At 72.9% G+C, this 19,359-nt stretch carries 15 protein-coding genes; 5 read left to right on the top strand and 10 right to left on the bottom strand.

The window, feature by feature from the left end; all coding sequences use genetic code 11:
- Window positions 1–1,176, top strand: a 1,176-nt coding sequence (locus tag M8J74_RS32830) for a sulfate adenylyltransferase subunit 1 (protein ID WP_249839925.1), incomplete at its 5' end; no start/stop codon positions are given.
- Here the strand turns inward: M8J74_RS32830 and M8J74_RS32825 are convergent.
- Both M8J74_RS32825 and M8J74_RS32820 read right to left on the bottom strand, forming a co-directional pair.
- Window positions 1,160–3,526, bottom strand: a complete 2,367-nt coding sequence (locus M8J74_RS32825) for a bifunctional salicylyl-CoA 5-hydroxylase/oxidoreductase (protein WP_249839924.1) — start codon at window positions 3,524–3,526, stop codon at window positions 1,160–1,162. The two genes, M8J74_RS32830 and M8J74_RS32825, sit on opposite strands and share 17 nt — an antisense overlap.
- Before the next feature lie 2 nt (window positions 3,527–3,528).
- A complete protein-coding gene (locus M8J74_RS32820) occupies window positions 3,529–4,356 on the bottom strand; it encodes an enoyl-CoA hydratase family protein (protein WP_249839923.1) in 828 nt (275 codons plus the stop codon).
- Window positions 4,357–4,655: 299 nt separating this feature from the next.
- Here M8J74_RS32820 and M8J74_RS32815 point away from each other — a divergent pair, with 299 nt between their 5' ends.
- Window positions 4,656–5,108: an ATP-binding protein gene (locus M8J74_RS32815; RefSeq protein WP_058922464.1), complete on the top strand. Its 453-nt coding sequence runs from the start codon at window positions 4,656–4,658 to the stop codon at window positions 5,106–5,108.
- A gap of 48 nt (window positions 5,109–5,156) precedes the next feature.
- Here the strand turns inward: M8J74_RS32815 and argF are convergent, their stop codons facing one another.
- The gene (argF, locus tag M8J74_RS32810) at window positions 5,157–6,164 is read right to left on the bottom strand and encodes an ornithine carbamoyltransferase (protein ID WP_249839922.1); all 1,008 of its coding nucleotides are present in this window, start codon (window positions 6,162–6,164) and stop codon (window positions 5,157–5,159) included.
- Between the two features lie 80 nt (window positions 6,165–6,244).
- On the bottom strand, window positions 6,245–7,465 hold the full coding sequence (locus M8J74_RS32805) for an arginine deiminase (RefSeq protein WP_249839921.1): 1,221 nt from the start codon (window positions 7,463–7,465) through the stop codon (window positions 6,245–6,247).
- Between the two features lie 130 nt (window positions 7,466–7,595).
- Between M8J74_RS32805 and M8J74_RS32800 the strand changes: the two genes are divergently transcribed.
- Window positions 7,596–8,705 carry an SPFH domain-containing protein gene (locus tag M8J74_RS32800; protein WP_249839920.1) on the top strand — a complete coding sequence of 370 codons (1,110 nt, stop codon included), beginning with the start codon at window positions 7,596–7,598 and terminating at the stop codon, window positions 8,703–8,705.
- On the top strand, window positions 8,702–9,592 hold the full coding sequence (locus tag M8J74_RS32795) for an NAD(+)/NADH kinase (RefSeq protein ID WP_249839919.1): 891 nt from the start codon (window positions 8,702–8,704) through the stop codon (window positions 9,590–9,592). The genes M8J74_RS32800 and M8J74_RS32795 overlap by 4 nt, the downstream gene beginning before the upstream one ends.
- Here M8J74_RS32795 and M8J74_RS32790 read toward each other — a convergent pair.
- The 5 genes from M8J74_RS32790 to M8J74_RS32770 form a co-directional block, all read right to left on the bottom strand.
- A complete protein-coding gene (locus tag M8J74_RS32790) occupies window positions 9,572–10,870 on the bottom strand; it encodes an MFS transporter (protein ID WP_249839918.1) in 1,299 nt (432 codons plus the stop codon). The two genes, M8J74_RS32795 and M8J74_RS32790, sit on opposite strands and share 21 nt — an antisense overlap.
- 4 nt (window positions 10,871–10,874) lie before the next feature.
- Window positions 10,875–12,983 (bottom strand): RiPP maturation radical SAM C-methyltransferase, encoded by a 2,109-nt coding sequence (locus tag M8J74_RS32785; protein WP_308406143.1) that lies wholly within the window; start codon window positions 12,981–12,983, stop codon window positions 10,875–10,877.
- A 219-nt stretch (window positions 12,984–13,202) separates the two neighbouring features.
- Window positions 13,203–15,749, bottom strand: coding sequence for a polynucleotide kinase-phosphatase (locus M8J74_RS32780; protein ID WP_249839916.1), 2,547 nt, complete (start codon window positions 15,747–15,749; stop codon window positions 13,203–13,205).
- Window positions 15,746–17,215, bottom strand: a complete 1,470-nt coding sequence (locus M8J74_RS32775; protein WP_249839915.1) for a 3' terminal RNA ribose 2'-O-methyltransferase Hen1 — start codon at window positions 17,213–17,215, stop codon at window positions 15,746–15,748. Before M8J74_RS32775 ends, M8J74_RS32780 begins: the two co-directional genes overlap by 4 nt.
- Before the next feature lie 144 nt (window positions 17,216–17,359).
- Entirely contained in the window at window positions 17,360–18,283 is a 924-nt protein-coding gene (locus M8J74_RS32770; protein WP_058922471.1) for an LLM class F420-dependent oxidoreductase, read from the bottom strand.
- A 242-nt stretch (window positions 18,284–18,525) separates the two neighbouring features.
- Here M8J74_RS32770 and M8J74_RS32765 point away from each other — a divergent pair, with 242 nt between their 5' ends.
- A complete protein-coding gene (locus M8J74_RS32765; RefSeq protein WP_249839914.1) occupies window positions 18,526–18,723 on the top strand; it encodes a hypothetical protein in 198 nt (65 codons plus the stop codon).
- On the opposite strand, the gene M8J74_RS32760 is transcribed toward M8J74_RS32765, so the two are convergent.
- Window positions 18,720–19,190 (bottom strand): DUF6099 family protein, encoded by a 471-nt coding sequence (locus tag M8J74_RS32760; protein WP_249839913.1) that lies wholly within the window; start codon window positions 19,188–19,190, stop codon window positions 18,720–18,722. The two genes, M8J74_RS32765 and M8J74_RS32760, sit on opposite strands and share 4 nt — an antisense overlap.
- Between the last annotated feature and the right edge of the window lie 169 nt (window positions 19,191–19,359).

Below are 19,359 nucleotides of genomic sequence, written 5' to 3'. Positions count from 1 at the left end.
TCCGTCGACGACGGCAAGTCCACGCTCGTGGGACGGTTGCTGCACGACTCCAAGTCGGTGCTCGCCGACCAGCTGGAGGCCGTCGAGCACGCCTCACTGAGCCGGGGCAAGGACGCGCCCGACCTCGCGCTGCTCACCGACGGGCTGCGGGCCGAGCGCGAGCAGGGCATCACCATCGACGTCGCCTACCGCTACTTCGCCACCCCGCGCAGGCGGTTCATCCTCGCCGACACCCCCGGCCACGTGCAGTACACGCGCAACATGGTCACCGGCGCCTCCACCGCCGAGCTGGCGATCATCCTGGTCGACGCGCGCCACGGGGTGGTCGAGCAGACCCGCCGCCACGCCGCCGTGACCGGGCTGCTGCGGGTCCCGCACGTGGTCCTCGCCGTCAACAAGATGGACCTCGTCGGGTACGAGCAGGACGGGTTCGAGCGGATCGTCGAGGACTTCGCGGGGCACGCCGCGGAGGCGGGACTGCCCGGCTTCACCCCGATCCCGGTCTCGGCGCTGGCCGGTGACAACGTCGTGGACCGTTCGGCGCACATGGACTGGTACGAGGGACCCGCCCTGCTGGAGTTCCTGGAGAACGTGCCCGTGGGCGCCGAGGCGGCCGACGCACCGGCCCGCTTCCCGGTGCAGTACGTGATCCGGCACGGCGAACAGCGCCACTACGCCGGGCAGTTGGTGTCCGGCTCCCTGCGCGTCGGCGACCGGGTCACCGTGCACCCGTCCGGCGGGACCTGCGAGATCGCCGGGATCGACGTGCTGGGCACGGCGGCCGAGGCGGCGTACACGCCGCAGTCCGTGAGCGTCCGGCTCACCGGCCAACGGGACGTCGCACGCGGCGACATGATCACGGCGGGAACGGACGTCCCGGTCCTCACCCGGGACCTCCGGGCGGCCGTGTGCCATCTCGCCGACCGGCCGCTGCGGGTCGGCGACCGCGTGCTGGTGCGGCACACGACCCGTACCGTCAGGGCGGTCGTCGAGGACCTGGCCGGGGCCGCCGGTCTGTCGGTCAACGACCTGGGCCGGATCAGGCTGCGCACCGCCGAGCCCCTGGCGCTGGACGACTACGCGGTCTCCCGGCGCACCGGCGCGTTCCTGCTGATCGACCCGGCGGACGGCGCGACGCTGACCGCCGGCATGGTGGACCTCAACCCCCCAGGCTGAGCCGGGGTTTGGGGGCGTCCGTCCGTCCGGTCTGCGGTCGGCGGCTGCCCGCCCGGTAGGGCGCCGGCCAGACGGCGCCCGGGCCGTCGTACCCCTGCTCGGCGGCCGCGTGCAGCGTCCAGTGCGGGTCGTACAGGTGCGGCCGGGCCAGGGCGCACAGGTCGGTGCGGCCGGCCAGGATCAGGGAGTTGACGTCGTCCCAGGAGGAGATCGCGCCGACCGCGATCACCGGGACGCCGACGCGGTGCCGGATGCGGTCGGCGAACGGCGTCTGGTACGACCGCCCGAAGTCCGGGCGTTCGTCGGCCACGACCTGCCCGGTCGACACGTCGATCGCGTCGGCGCCGTGCGCGGCGAAGGCGCGGGCGATCTCCACGGCGTCCTCGGCGGTGGTGCCGCCCTCGGCCCAGTCGGTGGCCGAGATGCGGACCGTCATGGGCTTGTCCTCCGGCCACACCTCCCGGACGGCGTCGAAGACCTCCAGCGGGAAGCGGAGCCGGTTCTCCAGGCAGCCGCCGTAGGCGTCGGTACGGCGGTTGGCCAGCGGGGAGAGGAAGCCGGAGAGCAAGTAGCCGTGGGCGCAGTGCAGTTCGAGCAGGTCGAATCCGGCGCCGGCGGCCCGCCGGGCGGCGGAGGTGAACTGCCTCCGCAGATCGGCGAGTTGTGTGAGGGTCAGCTCGCTCGGTACCTGGCCCGCGGGCTTGTACGGCAGCGGGGAGGCGGCGACGAGCGGCCAGTTGCCCTCGGGCAGCGGTTCGTCCATGCCCTCCCACATCAGCCGGGTCGAGCCCTTGCGGCCGGAGTGGCCCAGCTGCACGCCGATCGCCGTGCCGGGCGCCTGGGCATGCACGAAGTCGGTGATCCGCCGCCAGGAGTCGGCCTGTTCGCCGGTGTAGAGGCCGGTGCAGCCGGGGGTGATCCGGCCCTCCGCGCTGACGCAGACCATCTCGGTCATCACCAGCCCGGCGCCGCCGAGGGCGCGCGCGCCGAGGTGCACGAGGTGGAAGTCGCCGGGGATGCCGTCGACCGCCGAGTACATGTCCATCGGGGAGACGACGACCCGGTTGCGCAGGGTCAGGCCGCGCAGGCGGAACGGCGTGAACATCGGGGGTGTGCCGGGCGGGCAGCCGAACTCCTCCTCCACGGAGGTGGTGAAGCCGGCGTCGCGCAGCCGCAGGTTGTCGTGGGTGACGCGGCGGCTGCGGGTGAGCAGGTTGAAGGCGAACTGGCGGGGCGGCTGGTCGACGTAGAGGCCGAGGTTCTCGAACCACTCCAGGCTGGCCCGGGCGGCGCGCTGGGTGGAGGCGACGACCGGCTTGCGCTCCTCCTCGTAGGCCGCCAGCGCCCGCTCCAGTGAGGGCTGTTCCTCCAGGCAGGCGGCGAGGGCGAGGGCGTCCTCGACGGCGAGCTTGGTGCCGGAGCCGATGGAGAAGTGGGCGGTGTGGGCGGCGTCGCCCAGGAGGACGACGTTGCCGTGCGACCAGTGCGCGTTGGTGACGGTGCGGAAGGTGGTCCAGGCCGACTTGTTGCTCCGCAGGGGCCTGCCCTTGAGGGTGTCGGCGAAGATCTTGGCGCAGGCCTCGACGGACTCGGCCGTGTCGAGGTCGGCGAAGCCGGCCGCCCGCCAGACGTCCTCGTGCATCTCGACGATCACGGTGGACGCGTCGGCCGCGTACGGGTAGCCGTGGAGCTGCATCACGCCGTGTCCGGTCTCGGCGATGTCGAAGCGGAAGGCGTCGAAGGCGAAGTTCGCGGCGAGCCAGATGTAGCGGCAGTGGTGGCTGACCACATGGGGTCCGAACACATGGGCGTGGGTCTCGCGGGTCGTGCTGTTGACGCCGTCGGCGGCGATGACGAGGTCGTGGGTCTCGGCCAGGCCGGCCGGGGCCTCGGTACGGAAGCGGAGGTCCACACCCAGGTCGCGGCAGCGCTCGTGCAGGATCTCCAGCAGGCGCTTCCTGCCGAGCGCGGCGAAGCCGTGGCCACCGGAGGTGTGCCGTACGCCCCGGTGCACGATGTCGATGTCGTCCCAGCGCACGAAGTCCCGCTGCAGGGCCTCGTAGACGACCGGGTCGGCGTGTTCGATGCCGCCGAGGGTCTCGTCGGAGAGGACCACGCCGAAGCCGAAGGTGTCGTCGGGGGCGTTGCGCTCCCAGACGGTGACCTCGCGGGCCGGGTCCAGGCGTTTCAGCAGCGCCGCCGCGTACAGGCCGCCGGGGCCGCCACCGATGACCGCTACACGGAGGGGGTGGTCGGGCTTCGTCGGCGGCTGCGGGATGTTGGTGGATTGTCGCGCCCGCGCGGCGGTAGCCGCAGATTCGGCAGGGCCCCGCGCCCCTGAGGTGGGCATCTCTACCGTCCCCTCCATTTGGGAGGGCGCTTCTGGGTGAAGGCCGCGTGGAACTCGGCGTAGTCCTCGCCGTTCATGAGGAGGGCCTGGGTGGAGGCGTCCAGTTCGACCGAGGCGGCGAGCGGCATGTCCAGTTCGGCGGTCAGCAGCGCCTTCGTCTGGGCGTACGCCAGGGCCGGGCCGTCGGCCAGGCGGCGGGCGAGGGCCTGCGCGGCCTCGTCGGCCCGGCCTTCCTCGGTCAGCTCGCTGATCAGCCCGATGCGCTCGGCCTCCGGTGCCCGCACCGGTTCGCCCAGCATCAGCAGCCGGGTCGCGTGACCGAGCCCGACGACCCTCGGCAGCAGGTAGGCCGCGCCCATGTCGCCGCCCGACAGGCCCACCCGGGTGAACAGGAACGCGAACCGCGCGGTGGGGTCGGCGATCCGGAAGTCGGCCGCCAGGGCCAGGACCGCGCCGGCGCCCGCCGCCACCCCGTGCAGCGCCGCGATCACCGGGAACGGGCACTCCCGGATCGCCCGGACGGTCTGGCCGGTCATGCGGTTGAAGTCGAGGAGCTGGGCGGTGTCCATGGCGAGGGTCGCGCCGATGATCTCGTCGACGTCGCCGCCGGAGCAGAAGCCGCGGCCCTCGCCGGCCAGCACCAGGGCCCGGACGGACCGCTCCCTGGACAGCTCGGCGAGCAGGTCGCGCAGGTCGGCGTAGGCGCCGAAGGTGAGCGCGTTGAGCTTGTCGGGGCGGGCGAGGGTGACGGTGGCGACCGTGTCGGTGAGATCGACGCGCAGGTGCTCCCAGCGGGAGGTGCGGGCGGCCGAGCCGGTGAAGGGACTCATGACGTGCGGCCTCCTGGGGGACGGGGCGCTGCCGTACTGAGCTCTGCCCTTCGAAGCTATCACCTATCCGTGACTGTCGTCATGAGGGCGCGATAAGCGGGCTCGCTTGTGACCCGGCGCCGTCACATCCGTCACGGCTCGTCGACGAAGAGGCAACGGCGGGAGCTGCCGCGCGAGGCAAGCCGTGGTTACGGGTAAGCCGCCCGACAGCGGGGCCGAAGGTCCCGTACGGCGCCCGCCCAACGCCTCTGTGGACGGGCCCGTAGGATTCATACGGTTGAAAGCAGGTCTGCCTGCTGATGAACGGACCCATCGTGCAAGAACGCCCCGCCTCCTCCGCCTCCTGGCGCGTCGCGCTGCCGCATTCCGCCGCGGCCGTGCCGGTGGCCCGCGCGCTCGTGCGTACGGCACTGGCCGAGCTGGAGCACGGGGCGGACAGCGACACCGCGGAGCTGCTGACCGCGGAGCTGGTCGCGAACGCCGTGGAGCACACCACGGGGGACGCGCCGATAGAGCTGGTCGTGGAGCTGCTGCCGTCCGGCTGCCGGGTGGAGGTCCACGACCCCGACCCGGCGCCGCCGGGCGATCTGACGACACCGCACCGGGGAGCGCCCGACCCCTGGCAGGAGCACGGGCGCGGGCTGCTGCTGATCCGGGCGCTCAGCTCCTCCTGCGGGCACCGGGCGACGGATTCCGGGAAGGCGGTGTGGTTCCGGCTGCCCTCGGTGCCCCCGCAGCGCCGGGCGGTGTGACGGCCGGGCCCCGCGCACAGGAGGGCCGTCCCGGGGCGGCCCGGCGGGTCAGGCCAGCGTCGCGACCAGGATCGCCTTGATGGTGTGCAGCCGGTTCTCGGCCTCGTCGAAGACGACCGAGTGGGCCGACTCGAAGACCTCGTCGGTGACCTCCAGCGACTCGAGGCCGTGGCTGTCGTGGATCTCCTGCCCCACCTTCGTGCCCAGGTCGTGGAAGGCCGGCAGGCAGTGCAGGAACTTGACGTCGGGGTTGCCGGTGGCGCGCAGGACGTCCATGGTCACGGCATAGGGGGCGAGCGCGGCGATCCGCTCGCTCCAGACCTCCTTGGGCTCGCCCATGGAGACCCAGACGTCGGTGGCGACGAAGTCGGCGCCCCGGACGCCGTCGGCCAGGGACTCGGTCAGCGTGATCCGCGCGCCGCTCGCCCCGGCGAGTTCGTGCGCCCGGTCGATGACCTCCTGCACCGGCCAGTAGTGCTTCGGGGCCACGATCCGGACGTCCATGCCGAGCAGGGCGCCGGTGATCAGATAGGAGTTGCCCATGTTGAAGCGGGCGTCGCCGAGGTAGGCGAAGGCGATCCGGTCGACCGGCTTGGCGGTGTGCTCGGTCATGGTGAGCACGTCGGCGAGCATCTGGGTGGGGTGCCAGTCGTCGGTGAGGCCGTTGTAGACGGGCACGCCCGCGTGGGCGGCCAGCTCCTCCACCTTCTGCTGGCTGTCGCCCCGGTACTCGATCCCGTCGTACATCCGGCCGAGCACGCGCGCGGTGTCCCGCACCGACTCCTTGTGCCCGATCTGCGAGCCGGACGGGTCGAGGTAGGTCGTGGAGGCGCCCTGGTCGGCGGCGGCGACCTCGAACGCGCAGCGGGTGCGCGTCGAGGTCTTCTCGAAGATCAGCGCGATGTTCCGGCCGGTGAGGTACCGCGTCTCGGCCCCGGCCTTCTTGGCCGCCTTCAGCTCCGCGGCCAGCCCGACCAGGCCGAGGAACTCCTCCGCGGTGAAGTCGAGCTCCTTGAGGAAGTGGCGCCCGGCGAGGGCGGTCGGGACGGTCGCCATGGGGCGCTCCTGAGATGCGGGAACAGCTGACCGTGGAAGTCTATACGACGGTCAGCATTACTATGCACATGGGTGTACGCCTATACGGCCTCGCGTTCGACCGGGCAGCTCATGCAGCGCGGCCCGCCCCTCCCCCGCCCCAGCTCGCTGCCCGGGATCTCGATGACCTCGATGCCCTGCTTGCGCAGGTGGGTGTTGGTGGTGGCGTTGCGCTCGTAGGCCACGACGACGCCCGGTTCGACGGCGAGGACGTTGCAGCCGTCGTCCCACTGCTCGCGCTCGGCGGCGTGCACGTCCTGGGTGGCGGTCAGGACGCGGATCTCGCTCAGGCCGAGGGCGGCGGCGATGGCCCGGTGCATGTGCTCCGGCGGGTGGTCGGTGACCTTCAGCTCCTCGCCGACGCCCGGCTCGATGGTGTACGAGCGGAGCATGCCGAGGCCCGCGTACTGGGTGAAGGTGTCGCCGTCGACCATCGTCATCACGGTGTCCAGGTGCATGAAGGCGCGCCGCTTCGGCATGTCGAGGGCGACGATGGTCCGGGCCGAGCCGGCCGCGAAGAGCTTGTGCGCGAGCATCTCGACGGCCTGCGGTGTGGTCCGCTCGCTCATGCCGATGAGGACGGCGCCGTTGCCGATGACCAGGACGTCCCCGCCCTCGATGGTGGACGGGTAGTCGACCTGCCCCTCCGACCAGACATGGAACGTCTCGTCGCGGAAGAGGGGGTGGTGCCGGTAGATCGCCTCGAAGTGGACGGTCTCGCGCTGCCGGGCCGGCCAGCGCATGGCGTTGACGGAGACCCCGTCGTAGATCCAGGCGGAGGTGTCGCGGGTGAAGAGGTGGTTGGGCAGCGGGGCGAGGAGGAAGTCGTCGAGGTCCATGACGTGGAAGCGGACCGAGGTCGGCTCCGGGTGCGCGTCCAGGAACTCGCGCTTGGTCATGCCGCCGACGAGGGCCTCCGCCAGCTCGGCCGGGGGCATGGTCTCGAAGGCGGCTCTGAGGTGGTCGGTGGCGAGGACGCCGTACTCCTTCTCGTCGAAGACGCGGTCCAGGACGAGGGTGCGGGCCGCCGGGATCGCCAGGGCCTCGGTGAGCAGGTCGCCGAAGAGGTGGACGGTGACCCCGCGGTCGCGCAGCACGTCGGCGAACCCGTCGTGCTCGGCGCGCGCCCGGCGCACCCACAGCACGTCGTCGAAGAGCAGTGCGTCCTTGTTGCTGGGGGTGAGCCTTTTGAGCTCGAGGTCGGGCCGGTGCAGTATGACGCGGCGCAGCCGCCCGGCCTCGGAGTCGACATGGAATCCCATGCCTCCATCCTGACCACCGGGGGGCGTCTTGACCCGCGGCTCGTGCGTTTCTTCCGTCCCCAATTCTCGTCCTCTTGACGATAACGGCGTCTTCCGTTTATCGTCGAGGAGACGAGAACGAGGGGGTCCGATGGCCGACATCACCCGGCGCCTGGGCTGGCGCCACCTCAGAGGCGCGCCGACCGCGCACATCCGGCACCACCGGGACGGAAAGCTGATGCACGACGGGCCGGGGCTCAGCTTCTGGTTCCGCGCGCTGACCGCGGCGCTGTCCGAAGTCCCGGTGGACGACCGGGAGTTGGCGATGACCTTCCACGCCCGTACGTCCGACTTCCAGGACGTGGCGGTGCAGGCGACGGTGACCTACCGGATCGGCGACCCGGCCCTCGCCGCGGCCCGCCTCGACTTCTCGGTCGACCCGGACACGGGGGTCTGGCGGGGCGCGCCGCTCGAGCAGCTCGGCACCCTGCTCACGGAGACGGCGCAGCAGCACGCGCTGGACGTCCTCGCCCGGACGTCCCTGTCGTCGGCGCTGGTCGACGGGGTGACGGCGGTACGGGAACGGGTCGCGGCGGGCCTGGCGGCCGAACCGCGGCTGCCGGCGACCGGGATCGAGGTCGTCGCGGTGCGCGTGGTCGCGCTGCGCCCGGAGCCGGAGGTCGAACGGGCGCTGCGCACCCCGGCCCGCGAGCAGATCCAGCAGGAGGCCGACCGGGCGACGTACGAGCGCCGGGCCGTGGCCGTCGAGCGGGAGCGGGCCATCGCCGAGAACGAACTGGCCAGCCAGATCGAACTCGCCCGCCGCGAGGAGCAGTTGGTGGAGCAGCGGGGCACGAACGCGCGGCGCGAGGCGGAGGAGCACGCGGCGGCCGACGCGGTCCGCGCCGAGTCCGAGGCGGCCCGTACGGTACGGCTCGCGGAGGCGGAGGCGACGCGGTCGGTGCGGCTGGCGGACGCCGAGGCGCAGCGCACCGAGCGGCTCGCCCAGGCCGAGGCCGCCAAGGCGGTACGGCTCGCCCGGGCGGAGGCCGAGGCGGCCCGCGAGGTCGGCGAGGCGCGGGCCCAGGCCCAGGCCGCCTGGCTGCGGGTGCACGGCGAGGTCGACGTGGCGACGCTGCACGCCCTCACCGGGACGCGGCTGGCGGAGAACCTGCCGCGCATCGACAGCGTGACCGTCTCGCCGGACGTGCTCACGGGTCTGCTGGCACGGCTCGGCCGCAGCGGCGGGGAGACGGCGTGAGCCTCGCGCCCCGTGCCGTCCTGGTCCACCGCACCACCGAGTACGAGGAGTTGCTGGCCCACCACGGCACCCACGGGCAGGCCGCGTTCTTCCTCTCCTCGCGGGGGCGGGACATCGAGGAGGTCGCCGAGCGGCACCGGCGGGTACGGCGGGCGCTCGCCGAGGTGACCGCGGCCGTCCCGCTGACGTGGCGGCAGGCCCGGGTGGAGCGCGCCGACCTGGACCGCTTCCTGTTCGGGCCGGAGGACCTGGTGGTGGTCGTGGGCCAGGACGGGCTGGTGGCGAACGTCGCCAAGTACCTCGCCGGGCAGCCGGTGCTGGGCATCGACGCGGACCCCGGCCGCAACCCGGGCGTGCTGGTCCGGCACCGGCCGCGGGACGCGGCGAAGCTGCTGACGGCGGCGGGGACGAGCGTGGAGGAGCTGACGATGGTCGAGGCCGTCGCCGACGACACGCAGCGGCTGGTCGCGCTGAACGAGATCTACCTGGGCGCCGCCGGACACCAGACCGCCAGATACCGCCTGGGCCTCGAGGACGACGGGGGTGTCGTCGAGGCCCAGGCCTCCTCCGGGGTGCTGGTGGGCACCGGGACCGGCGCGACGGGCTGGATCCGCTCGGTGTGGCAGGAGCGGGGCGCCGCGGTGCGGTTGCCGCGCCCCACCGAGCACCGCCTGCTGTGGTTCGTCCGGGAGGCCTGGCCCTCGCCTGCCACGGGCACGTCCCTGGTGGCCGGGGAACTCGCCGCCACCGCCCGCCTGAAGGTCACCGTCGAGTCGGAGCGGCTCGTCGCCTTCGGGGACGGGATGGAGACGGACGCGCTGGAGCTGACCTGGGGGCAGTCGGTACGGGTCGGCGTGGCGGACACGTCACTGCGTCTGGTCGGTTAGGGCCGGAGATCCATCGGAAGGGCCCCGGCCGCCCTCCTCCCCCGCCACACGCTCCGCGCGCACCGGCGCCCAGAGGGTGGCGGCCGACGCGAGCGCGACGGCCGCCGACGCCGTCAGCACCGGCACATCGCCGAGCGCGGCCGCGAGCGTGCCGCCGCCCAGCGCGCCGACGGGCACGGTCACCAGGAGCACCGCCTGGGTGAGACCGGCGACGCGGCCCTGCAGACCGGACGGCGCCACCAGTTGCTGCAGGGTGGTCATGGAGACGGACCACACGGTGGCGGCCAGACCGTATCCGAGCTGGTAGGCGAGCAGCAGCGGGAACGCGCCCCCCAGGGCCGCCGCCGGGACCAGGAAGATCGCGGCGCCGGCCAGCAGCCCGCAGACCCGCGTCGCCCGCCACACTCCCAGACCCTCGCCGAACCGCCCGGCGAGGACGACGCCGAGTACGGTGGCCGCGCTGAACGCGGCGTACGTCGTCCCCAACTGCCAGGGTGCGAGACGGAGTTTGTCGGTCGCGTAGAGGACGTACAGCGCGGCGACCGCACCGGCGCCGAGGTTGAGGCCGGCACCCGCCAGCACCATCCGGTACAGCCGGCGGTCGGTGCGCACGACGTCGAGTCCCGCCCGCAGGGCGGAAACCGGCCCGGAGCGGGCGGCGTCGCGGTGTCCGGCCGGGGTGTTCAGGGCCGCCGGGAGGGCGAACAGCAGCACCGCCTCCACGGCGTACGCGGCGCCGCCCACGGCCAGCGCGGGACCGGTGCCGGCGAGGCCGACGAGGACGCCGCCGAACGCGGGACCGCCGATCTGGCCGGCCGTACGGGCGCCGGTGAGCACGGAGTTGGCGGCGAGCAGGTGCCGGGGGCCGACGACGCGGGGCAGGGCGGCCTGCAGGCCCACGGAGAGGGTGAAGGTCAGGGTGCCGGAGACGGCGGCGACGGCGTAGACCTGCGGCCAGGTGACGTGCCCGGCGGCGCGGGCGAGCGGGACCGAGCCGACGACCAGGGCTTGCAGGGCGGTCGCCGCGACCAGCAGGCGGCGCAGGCACACGCGGTCGACGAGCAGCCCGGCGAACGGGCTCAGCACCGCGCCGGGCAGGTACGTCAGGGCCAGGATCACGGACGCGGCGAACGGCCCGGCGTGCAGCTCTGTGACGGCGAGCAGGGTCAGCGCGAGTGCGGTGACCTGGCGGCCGACGGACCCGGCGGTCTGCTCGGCGCAGAGCAGCACGAAGGGGCGGTGCCGCCTGAGGGGGCGGTCGTCCGACGGGAGGGTCACCCGTTCAGATCCCGGTGCAGGGGACGGGCCAGCGCCCGATGCGGGGCGGCAGGGCGACGGCGTGGCCGTCGGTGACCCGGGCCAGTCCCTCCCCGGCCAGCAGAGCCACCGCTTCCCGCTGCACGTCGCTCAACTCGGCGAGGGAAACGGGCCTTTGCAGCAGGTCGAAGGTGGCGAGCAGGTCGGGGTCGTCGAGCGTGTAGCGGGCCGACGCCTCCTTGTCCCTGCGGTCCATGACGGTGACGAAATCGGGTCCGCGCCGGTGGTAGAGCATTCCGTATGCATGCCCAGGCGCGTCCACGCGTACCGGCTCGCCCCAGGTGGGCAGCGACACGTAGGTCCGCCCGTCACGGAACAACAGGCCCAGTTCGACGGCGTGTTGCAGCCACTGGGCGAGTTCGCCGGGCGAGCAGTCGTGCCCGGCTGCGGTCAGCAGGCGGTGCAGGGCCGTCTCGTTCCGCCCGGCCTCCAGGTGCCGCAGCGCGTCCGCCCGCCATCCGCGGAACCGGTGCCCGCGCCGCGGCCAGCCTTCCCGGCGGTCGTGTACGAGGAGGTCGTCGCCGTCCTCCGCGAAGGTCAGCCGGGACGTGGGGTGCCCGAGCAGCCAGCGCTCCACGCCTGCCTTCAGCCGCGCCTCGACGTCCCCGGAGATACCCGCGTCCTCGGTGTCGAAAAGGTAGACCAGGTCGGCGAGTTCGTCCTCGGGAAGGTCGTAGACGTGCCGGTACATCTCGGCCGGGCGGCGCTCGCCGAAGCCGAGGGCGGGGTCGTTGAAGTGCGGGCTGAACCGTTCGAGCTGGATGCGGTGGGCGCCGCCCGGGGGCTGGAGGTGGACGAGGGCGGGGAGCTGGTCGACGACCCCGGTGTAGTCCTCGGCGCTCTCGCCGGGGAAGCCGTAGAGGAGGTTCCAGGAGCAGGTCAGGGAGTGGTTCTCGCACTCGCGCAGGGTGCGGATGTTGCGGGCGCCGGTGACGCCCTTGTCCATGAGGTCCAGGACGCGGCTGCCCAGGCTCTCGATGCCGGGCTGGATGTGGACCGTGCCGGAGTCGGCGAGCAGGGCGAGCTGGTCGGGAGTGAGGTTGGACTTCACCTCGTAGTGCATCCGCAGGTCCCAGCCGCTGGCCGCCGCGCGGGGCAGGAAGTCCCGGAAGTAGGCCATGTCGATGATGTTGTCCACGGTGACGACGTCGAGGATGCGGTGCCGGCGCACCAGCCGGTCGACCTCGGACCACAGGCGTTCGCCCGGCTTGGCGCGAAAAACCATCGCCGAGCCGTTGAGCCCGCAGAAGGTGCAGTGGTGCTTCTCGCCCCACCAGCAGCCGCGCGCCCCCTCGACGACCAGTTTGGGGTGCACGTACTCGGCGACCGGGGAGGCGTCCAGGGCCCGCTGCCAGTCGTCGTAGTCGGGCGAGGGGATGTCCGCGGGCGCGACCGTGCGCCGCGACTCCGGGTTGGCGCGCGAGACCTCGCCGTCCCACCAGCACAGGCCGGGGACGTCGGCGGGCTCGGTGCCCGCGTCGAGGTGGCGCAGGAGCGCCGGGAAGGCGTGCTCGCCCTCGCCGCGCACCACGTGGTCGACGAAGGGGTGGTTGCGGTGCAGGGCGTGCCCCATCGGGCCGTCGCAGTTGCTGCCGCCGAAGACCACCGTCAACTCCGGCCGCCGGGCCTTGAGTTCACGGGCGAGGGCGAGTGAGGAGACGTTCTGCATGAAGGTGGTCGTGAAGCCGACCACGTCCGGCACCTCGGCGAGCACGGCGGCCGCGCACTCGGCGACGAACTCGCCCGCGTACCGGCGCATCTCGACGGCGGTGTCGATCGCGACCCCGCGCCGCCCGGCGTAGTCGCGCAGCGTCCCGGACCCCCAGTCCGGGTCGTCGTACAGCACGCCGGAGAACACCCAGTCGCCCAGCCCGTGGAAGATCGAGTCGCTGCCGACGCGGACGTAGTCGCCCGGCCGGAGCCGGCCGCCGGAGTGCTTCAGCAGGAACTCCGCCCAGCGCAGCGAGCCGTGGAACTCGCGCACCTCGTCGCCCGGACGGGTGCGCGAGACCAGCGTGTGCAACAGGCCCACCTGCAGGGACGGCAGGTCGATCGGATGCCAGGGCATCGTCACCAGGTGGACGCGCAACCCGTTCAGCGCGTCGGCCGTTTCTCCAGGACACGCGGCTGCCGGTTGGTCTTCTCCTCCTCGCGGACGACCACCTTCTTGATCTCCACCTGTGCCCCGCCTTCCCCGAACTCGACTGATTCGCAAGCCTGTTCACGTTAGGCGGGGTACCTGTGGGACACAAGGGCGGCGTGGGCCGTGAGGTGAGCAGGGCTCACGAACGGCTCAAAGCCGCGGGTCCACCGGCTCCGACTCCAGGGCCAGCACCCCGAACACGGCCTCGTGCACCCGCCACAGCGGCTCCCCCTCCGCGAGCCGGTCCAGGGCCTCCAGGCCCAGGGCGTACTCGCGGATCGCCAGCGACCGCTTGTGGCCCAGGAAGCGGGTGCGCAGCCGGGTCAGGTGGTCGGGGCGCGTGTACTCGGGACCGTAGATGATCCGAAGGTACTCGCGGCCCCGGCACTTGATGCCAGGCTGCACCAGCCGTCCCTCCGGGCTGCGCACCAGGGCGCCGACCGGCTTGACGACCATGCCCTCGCCACCGCGGCCGGTCATCTCCAGCCACCAGTCGACACCCGCCCGCACCGACTCCGGGTCGCCGGTGTCGACGTGGAGCCGCCGGGTGGTCTGCAGCAGGCCGGTGCCGTCGTGCTCCACCAGCCGGTCGAGCAGGGCGAGTTGCTCGTCATGCGGCAGCGCGGCGAGGCTGCGGCCCTGGACCGCCAGGATCTGGAACGGCGCCAGGCGTACGCCGTCCAGGCCGTCCGTCGTCCAGCAGTAGCGGCGGTAGGCCTGGGTGAACGCGGCCGCGTCCGCGGCCCGTTCGCGCTGCCGGTCCAGCAGGCCGGCCACGTCGACGCCCCGCGCGGCGGCGCCCTCCAGCGCGCCGAGCGCACCCGGGAACACCGCCCCGGACGCCGCGCCGACGGCCGCGTACTGCGAGCGCAGCAGCCCGGACGCCTTCAGCGACCAGGGCATCAGCTCGGCGTCCAGCAGCAGCCAGTCGGTGTCGAGTTCGGCCCACAGGCCGGCCTCGGTGACGGCCGCGCGGACCCGGCCCAGGACCTCCTCGGTGACCGACTCGTCGTCGAAGAAAGGCCGTCCGGTGCGGGTGTACAGCGAGCCCGTGGGGCCGTCGACGCCGAACCGCTTGCGCGCGGCCTCCGCGTCCCGGCACACCAGTGCCACCGCCCGGGAGCCCATGTGCTTCTCCTCGCACACGACCCGGGCGACCCCGTCCGCCGCGTACTGGGCGAACGCCTCGGCCGGGTGCTCCAGGTAGCCCTCGACACGGCTGGTCGCCGTCGGCGCCATGGTCGGCGGCAGGTACGGCAGCAGCCGCGGGTCCACGGCGAACCGGCTCATGACCTCCAGCGCCGCGGCCGCGTTCTCCTCGCGGACGGCGACCCGGCCGGAGTGCCGTGTCTCCACGACCCGCCGCCCGTGCACGTCGCCCAGGTCCAGCGGCCGCCCGTCGTGCCCGCCCGGCGCCTCGGTGCGCAGCGGACGCGCCGGCTCGTACCAGACCCGCTCGGCCGGTACGTCGACCAGCTCGCGCTCCGGCCAGCGCAGCGCCGTGAGCTTGCCGCCGAAGACCGCGCCGGTGTCCAGGCAGATGGTGTTGTTCAGCCAGGTGGCCTCCGGCACCGGGGTGTGGCCGTAGACCACGGCCGCCCGGCCGCGGTAGTCCTCGGCCCACGGGTAGCGCACCGGCAGCCCGAACTCGTCGGTCTCGCCGGTCGTCTCGCCGTACAGGGCGTGGCTGCGGACCCGGCCGGAGGTACGACCGTGGTACTTCTCGGGCAGACCGGCGTGGCAGACCACGAGCCGGCCGCCGTCGAGGACGTAGTGGCTGACGAGCCCGTCGATGAACTGACGTACCTCGGCGGCGAACTCCTCGCTCTCGCCCGCCATCTGCTCGATGGTCTCGGCGAGTCCGTGGGTGTGCTGGACCTTGCGGCCCTTGAGGTAGCGGCCGTACTTGTTCTCGTGGTTGCCGGGCACGCACAGGGCGTTGCCCGACTTCACCATCGACATCACGCGGCGCAGCACGCCCGGGCTGTCGGGGCCGCGGTCGACGAGGTCGCCGACGAAGACGGCCGTACGGCCCTCCGGGTGGACGCCGTCGGTGTAGCCCAGCTTGCCCAGCAGGGTCTCCAGCTCCGCGGCGCAGCCGTGGATGTCGCCGACGATGTCGAAGGGGCCGGTGAGGTGGGTCAGGTCGTTGAAGCGCTTCTCGGTGACGACGGTGGCGTTCTCGACGTCCTCGACACCGCGCAGGACGTGCACCTTGCGGAAGCCCTCGCGCTCCAGGTGGCGCAGGGAGCGGCGCAGTTCGCGGATGTGCCGCTGGATGACCCGGCGGGGCATGTCGGCCCGGTCGGTGCGCGCCGCGTTGCGTTCGGCGCACACCTCCTCGGGCACGTCGAGGACGATGGCGATGGGCAGCACGTCGTGCTGCCTGGCCAGCTCGATCAACTGGCGGCGGGCGTCCTGCTGCACGCTGGTGGCGTCGACGACCGTGCGGCGGCCGGCGGCCAGGCGCTTGCCGGCGATGTAGTGCAGGACGTCGAAGGCGTCCCGGGACGCGCTCTGGTCGTTCTCGTCGTCGGAGACCAGGCCGCGGCAGAAGTCGGAGGAGATCACCTCGGTCGGCTTGAAGTGCCGGCGGGCGAAGGTCGACTTGCCGGAGCCGGAGGCACCGACGAGGACGACGAGGGAGAGGTCGGTGACGGGCAGGACCCGCCCCTTGTGCTGTGTCGTCTCGGTCATGCCGCCTTCGCCTCCTTCTCGTTGCCGGTGAGCATCTGGAACACGGCCATCTGGGTGGGCGGACCGACCTCGGGGTCGTCCGGCCCGACGGGGGTGAACTCCACGCCGTAGCCGTGCCGTTCGGCCACTGTGTGCGCCCAGGCCCGGAACTCCTCCCGGGTCCACTCGAAGCGGTGGTCGCCGTGCCGGACATGGCCGGCCGGGAGGGACTCCCAGCGGACGTTGTACTCGACGTTCGGGGTGGTGACGAGGACCGTGCGCGGACGGGCCGCGCCGAACACCGCGTACTCCAGCGCCGGGAGCCGGGGCAGGTCGAGGTGCTCGATCACCTCGCTGAGCACGGCGGCGTCGTACCCCTTGAGCCGCTTGTCGGTGTACGCGAGCGAGCCCTGCAGGAGGGAGACCCGCGCGGCCTGGCGCTCGCCCATGCGGTCCAGCTTCAGCCTGCGGGAGGCGATGGTCAGGGCGCGCATCGACACGTCGACCCCGACGATCTCGGTGAACCGCGGGTCCTTGAGCAGGGTCTGCACCAACTGCCCCTGCCCGCAGCCGAGGTCGAGCACGCGGGCGGCACCGGCGGCGCCGAGGGCCTCGACGATCGCGTCCCGTCGCTGCACGGCGAGCGGGGCCGGCTTCTCCTCCGCCTCGGTCTCCTCCTCGACGGCGTTGTCGATGTCCTCGACCTCGCTGTCGTCGGCCTCCGCCAGCCGGACCAGTTCCAGCCGCTCCATCGCCTCCCGGGTCAGCGACCAGCGGCGCGAGAGATAGCGGCTGGTGATCAGCTTCTGCTCGGGGTGGCCGGGCAGCCAGCCCTCACCGGCCCGCAGCAGCTTGTCGACCTCGTCCGGCGACACCCAGTAGTGCTTGGCGTCGTCGAGGACGGGGAGCAGCACGTACAGGTGGCGCAGGGCCTCGGCGAGGGTCAGCGTCTCGGACTCCAGCAGCAGCCGCACATAGCGCGAGTCGCCCCACTCGGGGAACTCGGTGTCCAGGGCGACCGCCTCGGCGGTGACCGTCCAGCCCAGCGGCTCGAACAGCCGCTGGACGAGTCCCGGACCGCCGCGGGCGGGCACCGCGGGTATCTCGACGCGCAACGGACGTGCCTGGCCGGGCAGTTCGGGCCGGGCCCGGCACACGCCCTTCATCCCGCTGGAGAACACGCCGCTCAGCGCCACCGCGAGCAGCGAAGAGGCCGCGTAGGGGCGGTCGTTGACGTACTGGGCGAGCGCCGCGTCGGGCGCCCCGCCGCGTCCCTTGCCCTTGCCCCGCCGCACCAGCGCCACCGCGTCGACCTCCAGCAGCAGCGCCGCCGTGCAGCGCTGGTCGTCCGCCTCCGGGTAGAGGACGTGCGCCGTGCCGTAGGAGGTGGAGAACGCCTGCGCCTTGTCGGGATGCTTGTGCAGCAGGAAGCCGAGGTCGGTGGCGGGGCGTTCCGGGGTGCCGGTGGTGGTGATGGTCAGGAACATGGGCAGGGCCTCTCAGGCCGGTCGACGGGTTCGGGTGCCGTACACGCGAAAGCCCCCAGGAAGGGTGATCCTGGGGGCTCGGCAGGACGACGCTCCCACCTTCGCACACGGCGCCGGGCCGGCGCCCCGGTTTATTTCCTCAGGTCACGACAGCTGCGACTGGACCTGGGCGGAGATCAGCTCCAGGTGGTCGAGGTCGTCGAGGTCGAGGACCTGGAGGTACAGGCGGCTCGCGCCGACGGCGGCGTAGCGGCCGATCCTGTCGACGACCTCGGCCGGGGTGCCGGCCAGGCCGTTGGCCTTGAGCTCGTCGACCTCGCGGCCGATGGCGGCGGCCCGGCGGGCGACCTCCTGGTCGTCCTTGCCGACGCAGACGACGAGGGCGTTGGAGTAGACGAGGTCGTCGCCCTTGCGGCCGGCTTCCTCGGCGGCGGCGCGGACGCGGGCGAACTGGCGCTCGCTGTCCTCGACGGAGGCGAACGGCATGTTGAACTCGTCGGCGTACCGGGCGGCGAGGCGCGGGGTGCGGGTGGGGCCGTGGCCGCCGATGAGGACGGGGATCTTCGCCTGGGCGGGCTTGGGCAGCGCGGGCGAGTCGGTGAGGTCGTAGTGGGCGCCGTGGAAGTCGAAGGTGTCGCCGGGCTTCGTCTGCCACAGGCCGGTGACGACGGCCAGCTGCTCCTCCAGGCGGGAGAACTTCTCCTTGGGGAACGGGATGCCGTAGGCGGTGTGCTCCTGCTCGTACCAGCCCGCACCGATGCCGAGTTCGACACGGCCGCCGGACATCTGGTCGACCTGCGCGACCTGGATGGCGAGGACGCCGGGCAGGCGGAAGGTGGCGGCGGTCATCAGGGTGCCCAGGCGGATGCGCTTGGTCTCGCGGGCCAGGCCGGCGAGGGTGATCCAGGCGTCGGTGGGGCCGGGCAGGCCGTCCACGTCGCCCATCTTCAGGTAGTGGTCGGAGCGGAAGAAGGCGTCGAATCCGAGGTCCTCGGTCGCCTTCGCCACGGTGAGCAGGGTGTCGTAGCCGGCCCCTTGCTGGGGCTCGGTGAAGATGCGCAGGTCCATACATCCATCCTGCACACCTCCGTGCCGGTCCGCCGCACCGGTACCCGCCGTCACCCCGTCCCCGGTCGGGTGAAAACGCGTCAACGCGGTGCGCGGGGGTGCCGGCGCCAGTGACCGGGCCCGGAGGTGATCGTTGCTCGTGCGGAGCCGGACCGCCCGGCGCCCGCACCGGCCGGTCCTCGCCGGGGCGTCACCCGTGTCGGCCTCTGTTGTTGCGGGGCCGGGGGCCGAGGAGGCCGTCCATGTCCGAAGAGTCAACGGTGCCGTCGCAGGGCGGGAGCACCGGCCGGCCCAAGGGGCTGCTGCAGCAGTTGGAGGAGCTGATGGCGGCCCTGAACGCGGATCTGTCCGCCCTGGACGCCGACCTGCAGTCGGCGGGCCGCGGCGCCGAGGACGTCGAGGTCCGGGTCCGCCCCGTGGGGCCGGGGTCCGGCTTCTAGCCGGCTTCCCGCTCGGGCAGCCGCTGCTCCGCCTCCGCCAGCTTGCGCAGCATGTCCCGCACCCGGTCCCGGGACTCGTCGGCCGCGTCGATGGCCTCCATGCACTGCCAGTAGGTGGCCTCGTCGTCCGCGGCGCAGGCGAGGCCCACCAGGGCGATGCCGACCTCGCCGAGGAGGCCGCCGAGGCAGAGCAGGGCCTGGCGGGCGTCGCCCAGTTCGGTGAGCTGGGCCGCGCGCAGGTCGCCCGCGGCGAGCTGCGGGGCGTCCAGGACGCCGCAGCCGCGCCCCGCCAGCTCCGTCAACCCCAGTGCCTCGCCGCGCAGTTCGGGCGGGCCGGCGACCGCGAGGCGGCTGCCTATCGCCTGGGCCAGGGCCTGCGCCTGCCACACCTCCCTCAGGGTCTCCGGCGCACCGCCGCCCATCGCCAGGGCGCGCCTGCTGGTCACGATGAGCCGAACAGCGTCCATACGCTGCCCCCGTCCGTCTTGACGCGCTGCCCACGCGTCCGTCCGCCCGAACTCCGTTGTCCACTACCCAGAGTGAAGGGCTACGGGACGAAAAGCCAGAGGTGGGCGGAAATCTGTGGACAACAAATCGGTTTCGGACAGGATTTTGACTGCGGAGAGTGAAAACGGA

The sequence above is a fragment of the Streptomyces panaciradicis genome (assembly GCF_023516615.1).
Taxonomy (GTDB): Bacteria; Actinomycetota; Actinomycetes; order Streptomycetales; family Streptomycetaceae; genus Streptomyces; species Streptomyces panaciradicis.
Note: the sequence above shows the minus strand (reverse complement) of the source record. Positions and strands in the feature narration are given on the sequence as shown.

Excerpts from the sequence above, each read along its gene's own strand:
- M8J74_RS32825 (WP_249839924.1), bottom strand. The coding sequence starts at position 3,526 with ATGCCCACCTCAGGGGCGCGGGGCCCTGCCGAATCTGCGGCTACCGCC.
- M8J74_RS32820 (WP_249839923.1), bottom strand. The coding sequence starts at position 4,356 with ATGAGTCCCTTCACCGGCTCGGCCGCCCGCACCTCCCGCTGGGAGCAC.
- M8J74_RS32815 (WP_058922464.1), top strand. The coding sequence starts at position 4,656 with ATGAACGGACCCATCGTGCAAGAACGCCCCGCCTCCTCCGCCTCCTGG.
- argF (WP_249839922.1), bottom strand. The coding sequence starts at position 6,164 with ATGGCGACCGTCCCGACCGCCCTCGCCGGGCGCCACTTCCTCAAGGAG.
- M8J74_RS32805 (WP_249839921.1), bottom strand. The coding sequence starts at position 7,465 with ATGGGATTCCATGTCGACTCCGAGGCCGGGCGGCTGCGCCGCGTCATA.
- M8J74_RS32800 (WP_249839920.1), top strand. The coding sequence starts at position 7,596 with ATGGCCGACATCACCCGGCGCCTGGGCTGGCGCCACCTCAGAGGCGCG.
- M8J74_RS32780 (WP_249839916.1), bottom strand. The coding sequence starts at position 15,749 with ATGACCGAGACGACACAGCACAAGGGGCGGGTCCTGCCCGTCACCGAC.
- M8J74_RS32775 (WP_249839915.1), bottom strand. The coding sequence starts at position 17,215 with ATGTTCCTGACCATCACCACCACCGGCACCCCGGAACGCCCCGCCACC.
- M8J74_RS32770 (WP_058922471.1), bottom strand. The coding sequence starts at position 18,283 with ATGGACCTGCGCATCTTCACCGAGCCCCAGCAAGGGGCCGGCTACGAC.
- M8J74_RS32765 (WP_249839914.1), top strand. The coding sequence starts at position 18,526 with ATGTCCGAAGAGTCAACGGTGCCGTCGCAGGGCGGGAGCACCGGCCGG.
- M8J74_RS32760 (WP_249839913.1), bottom strand. The coding sequence starts at position 19,190 with ATGGACGCTGTTCGGCTCATCGTGACCAGCAGGCGCGCCCTGGCGATG.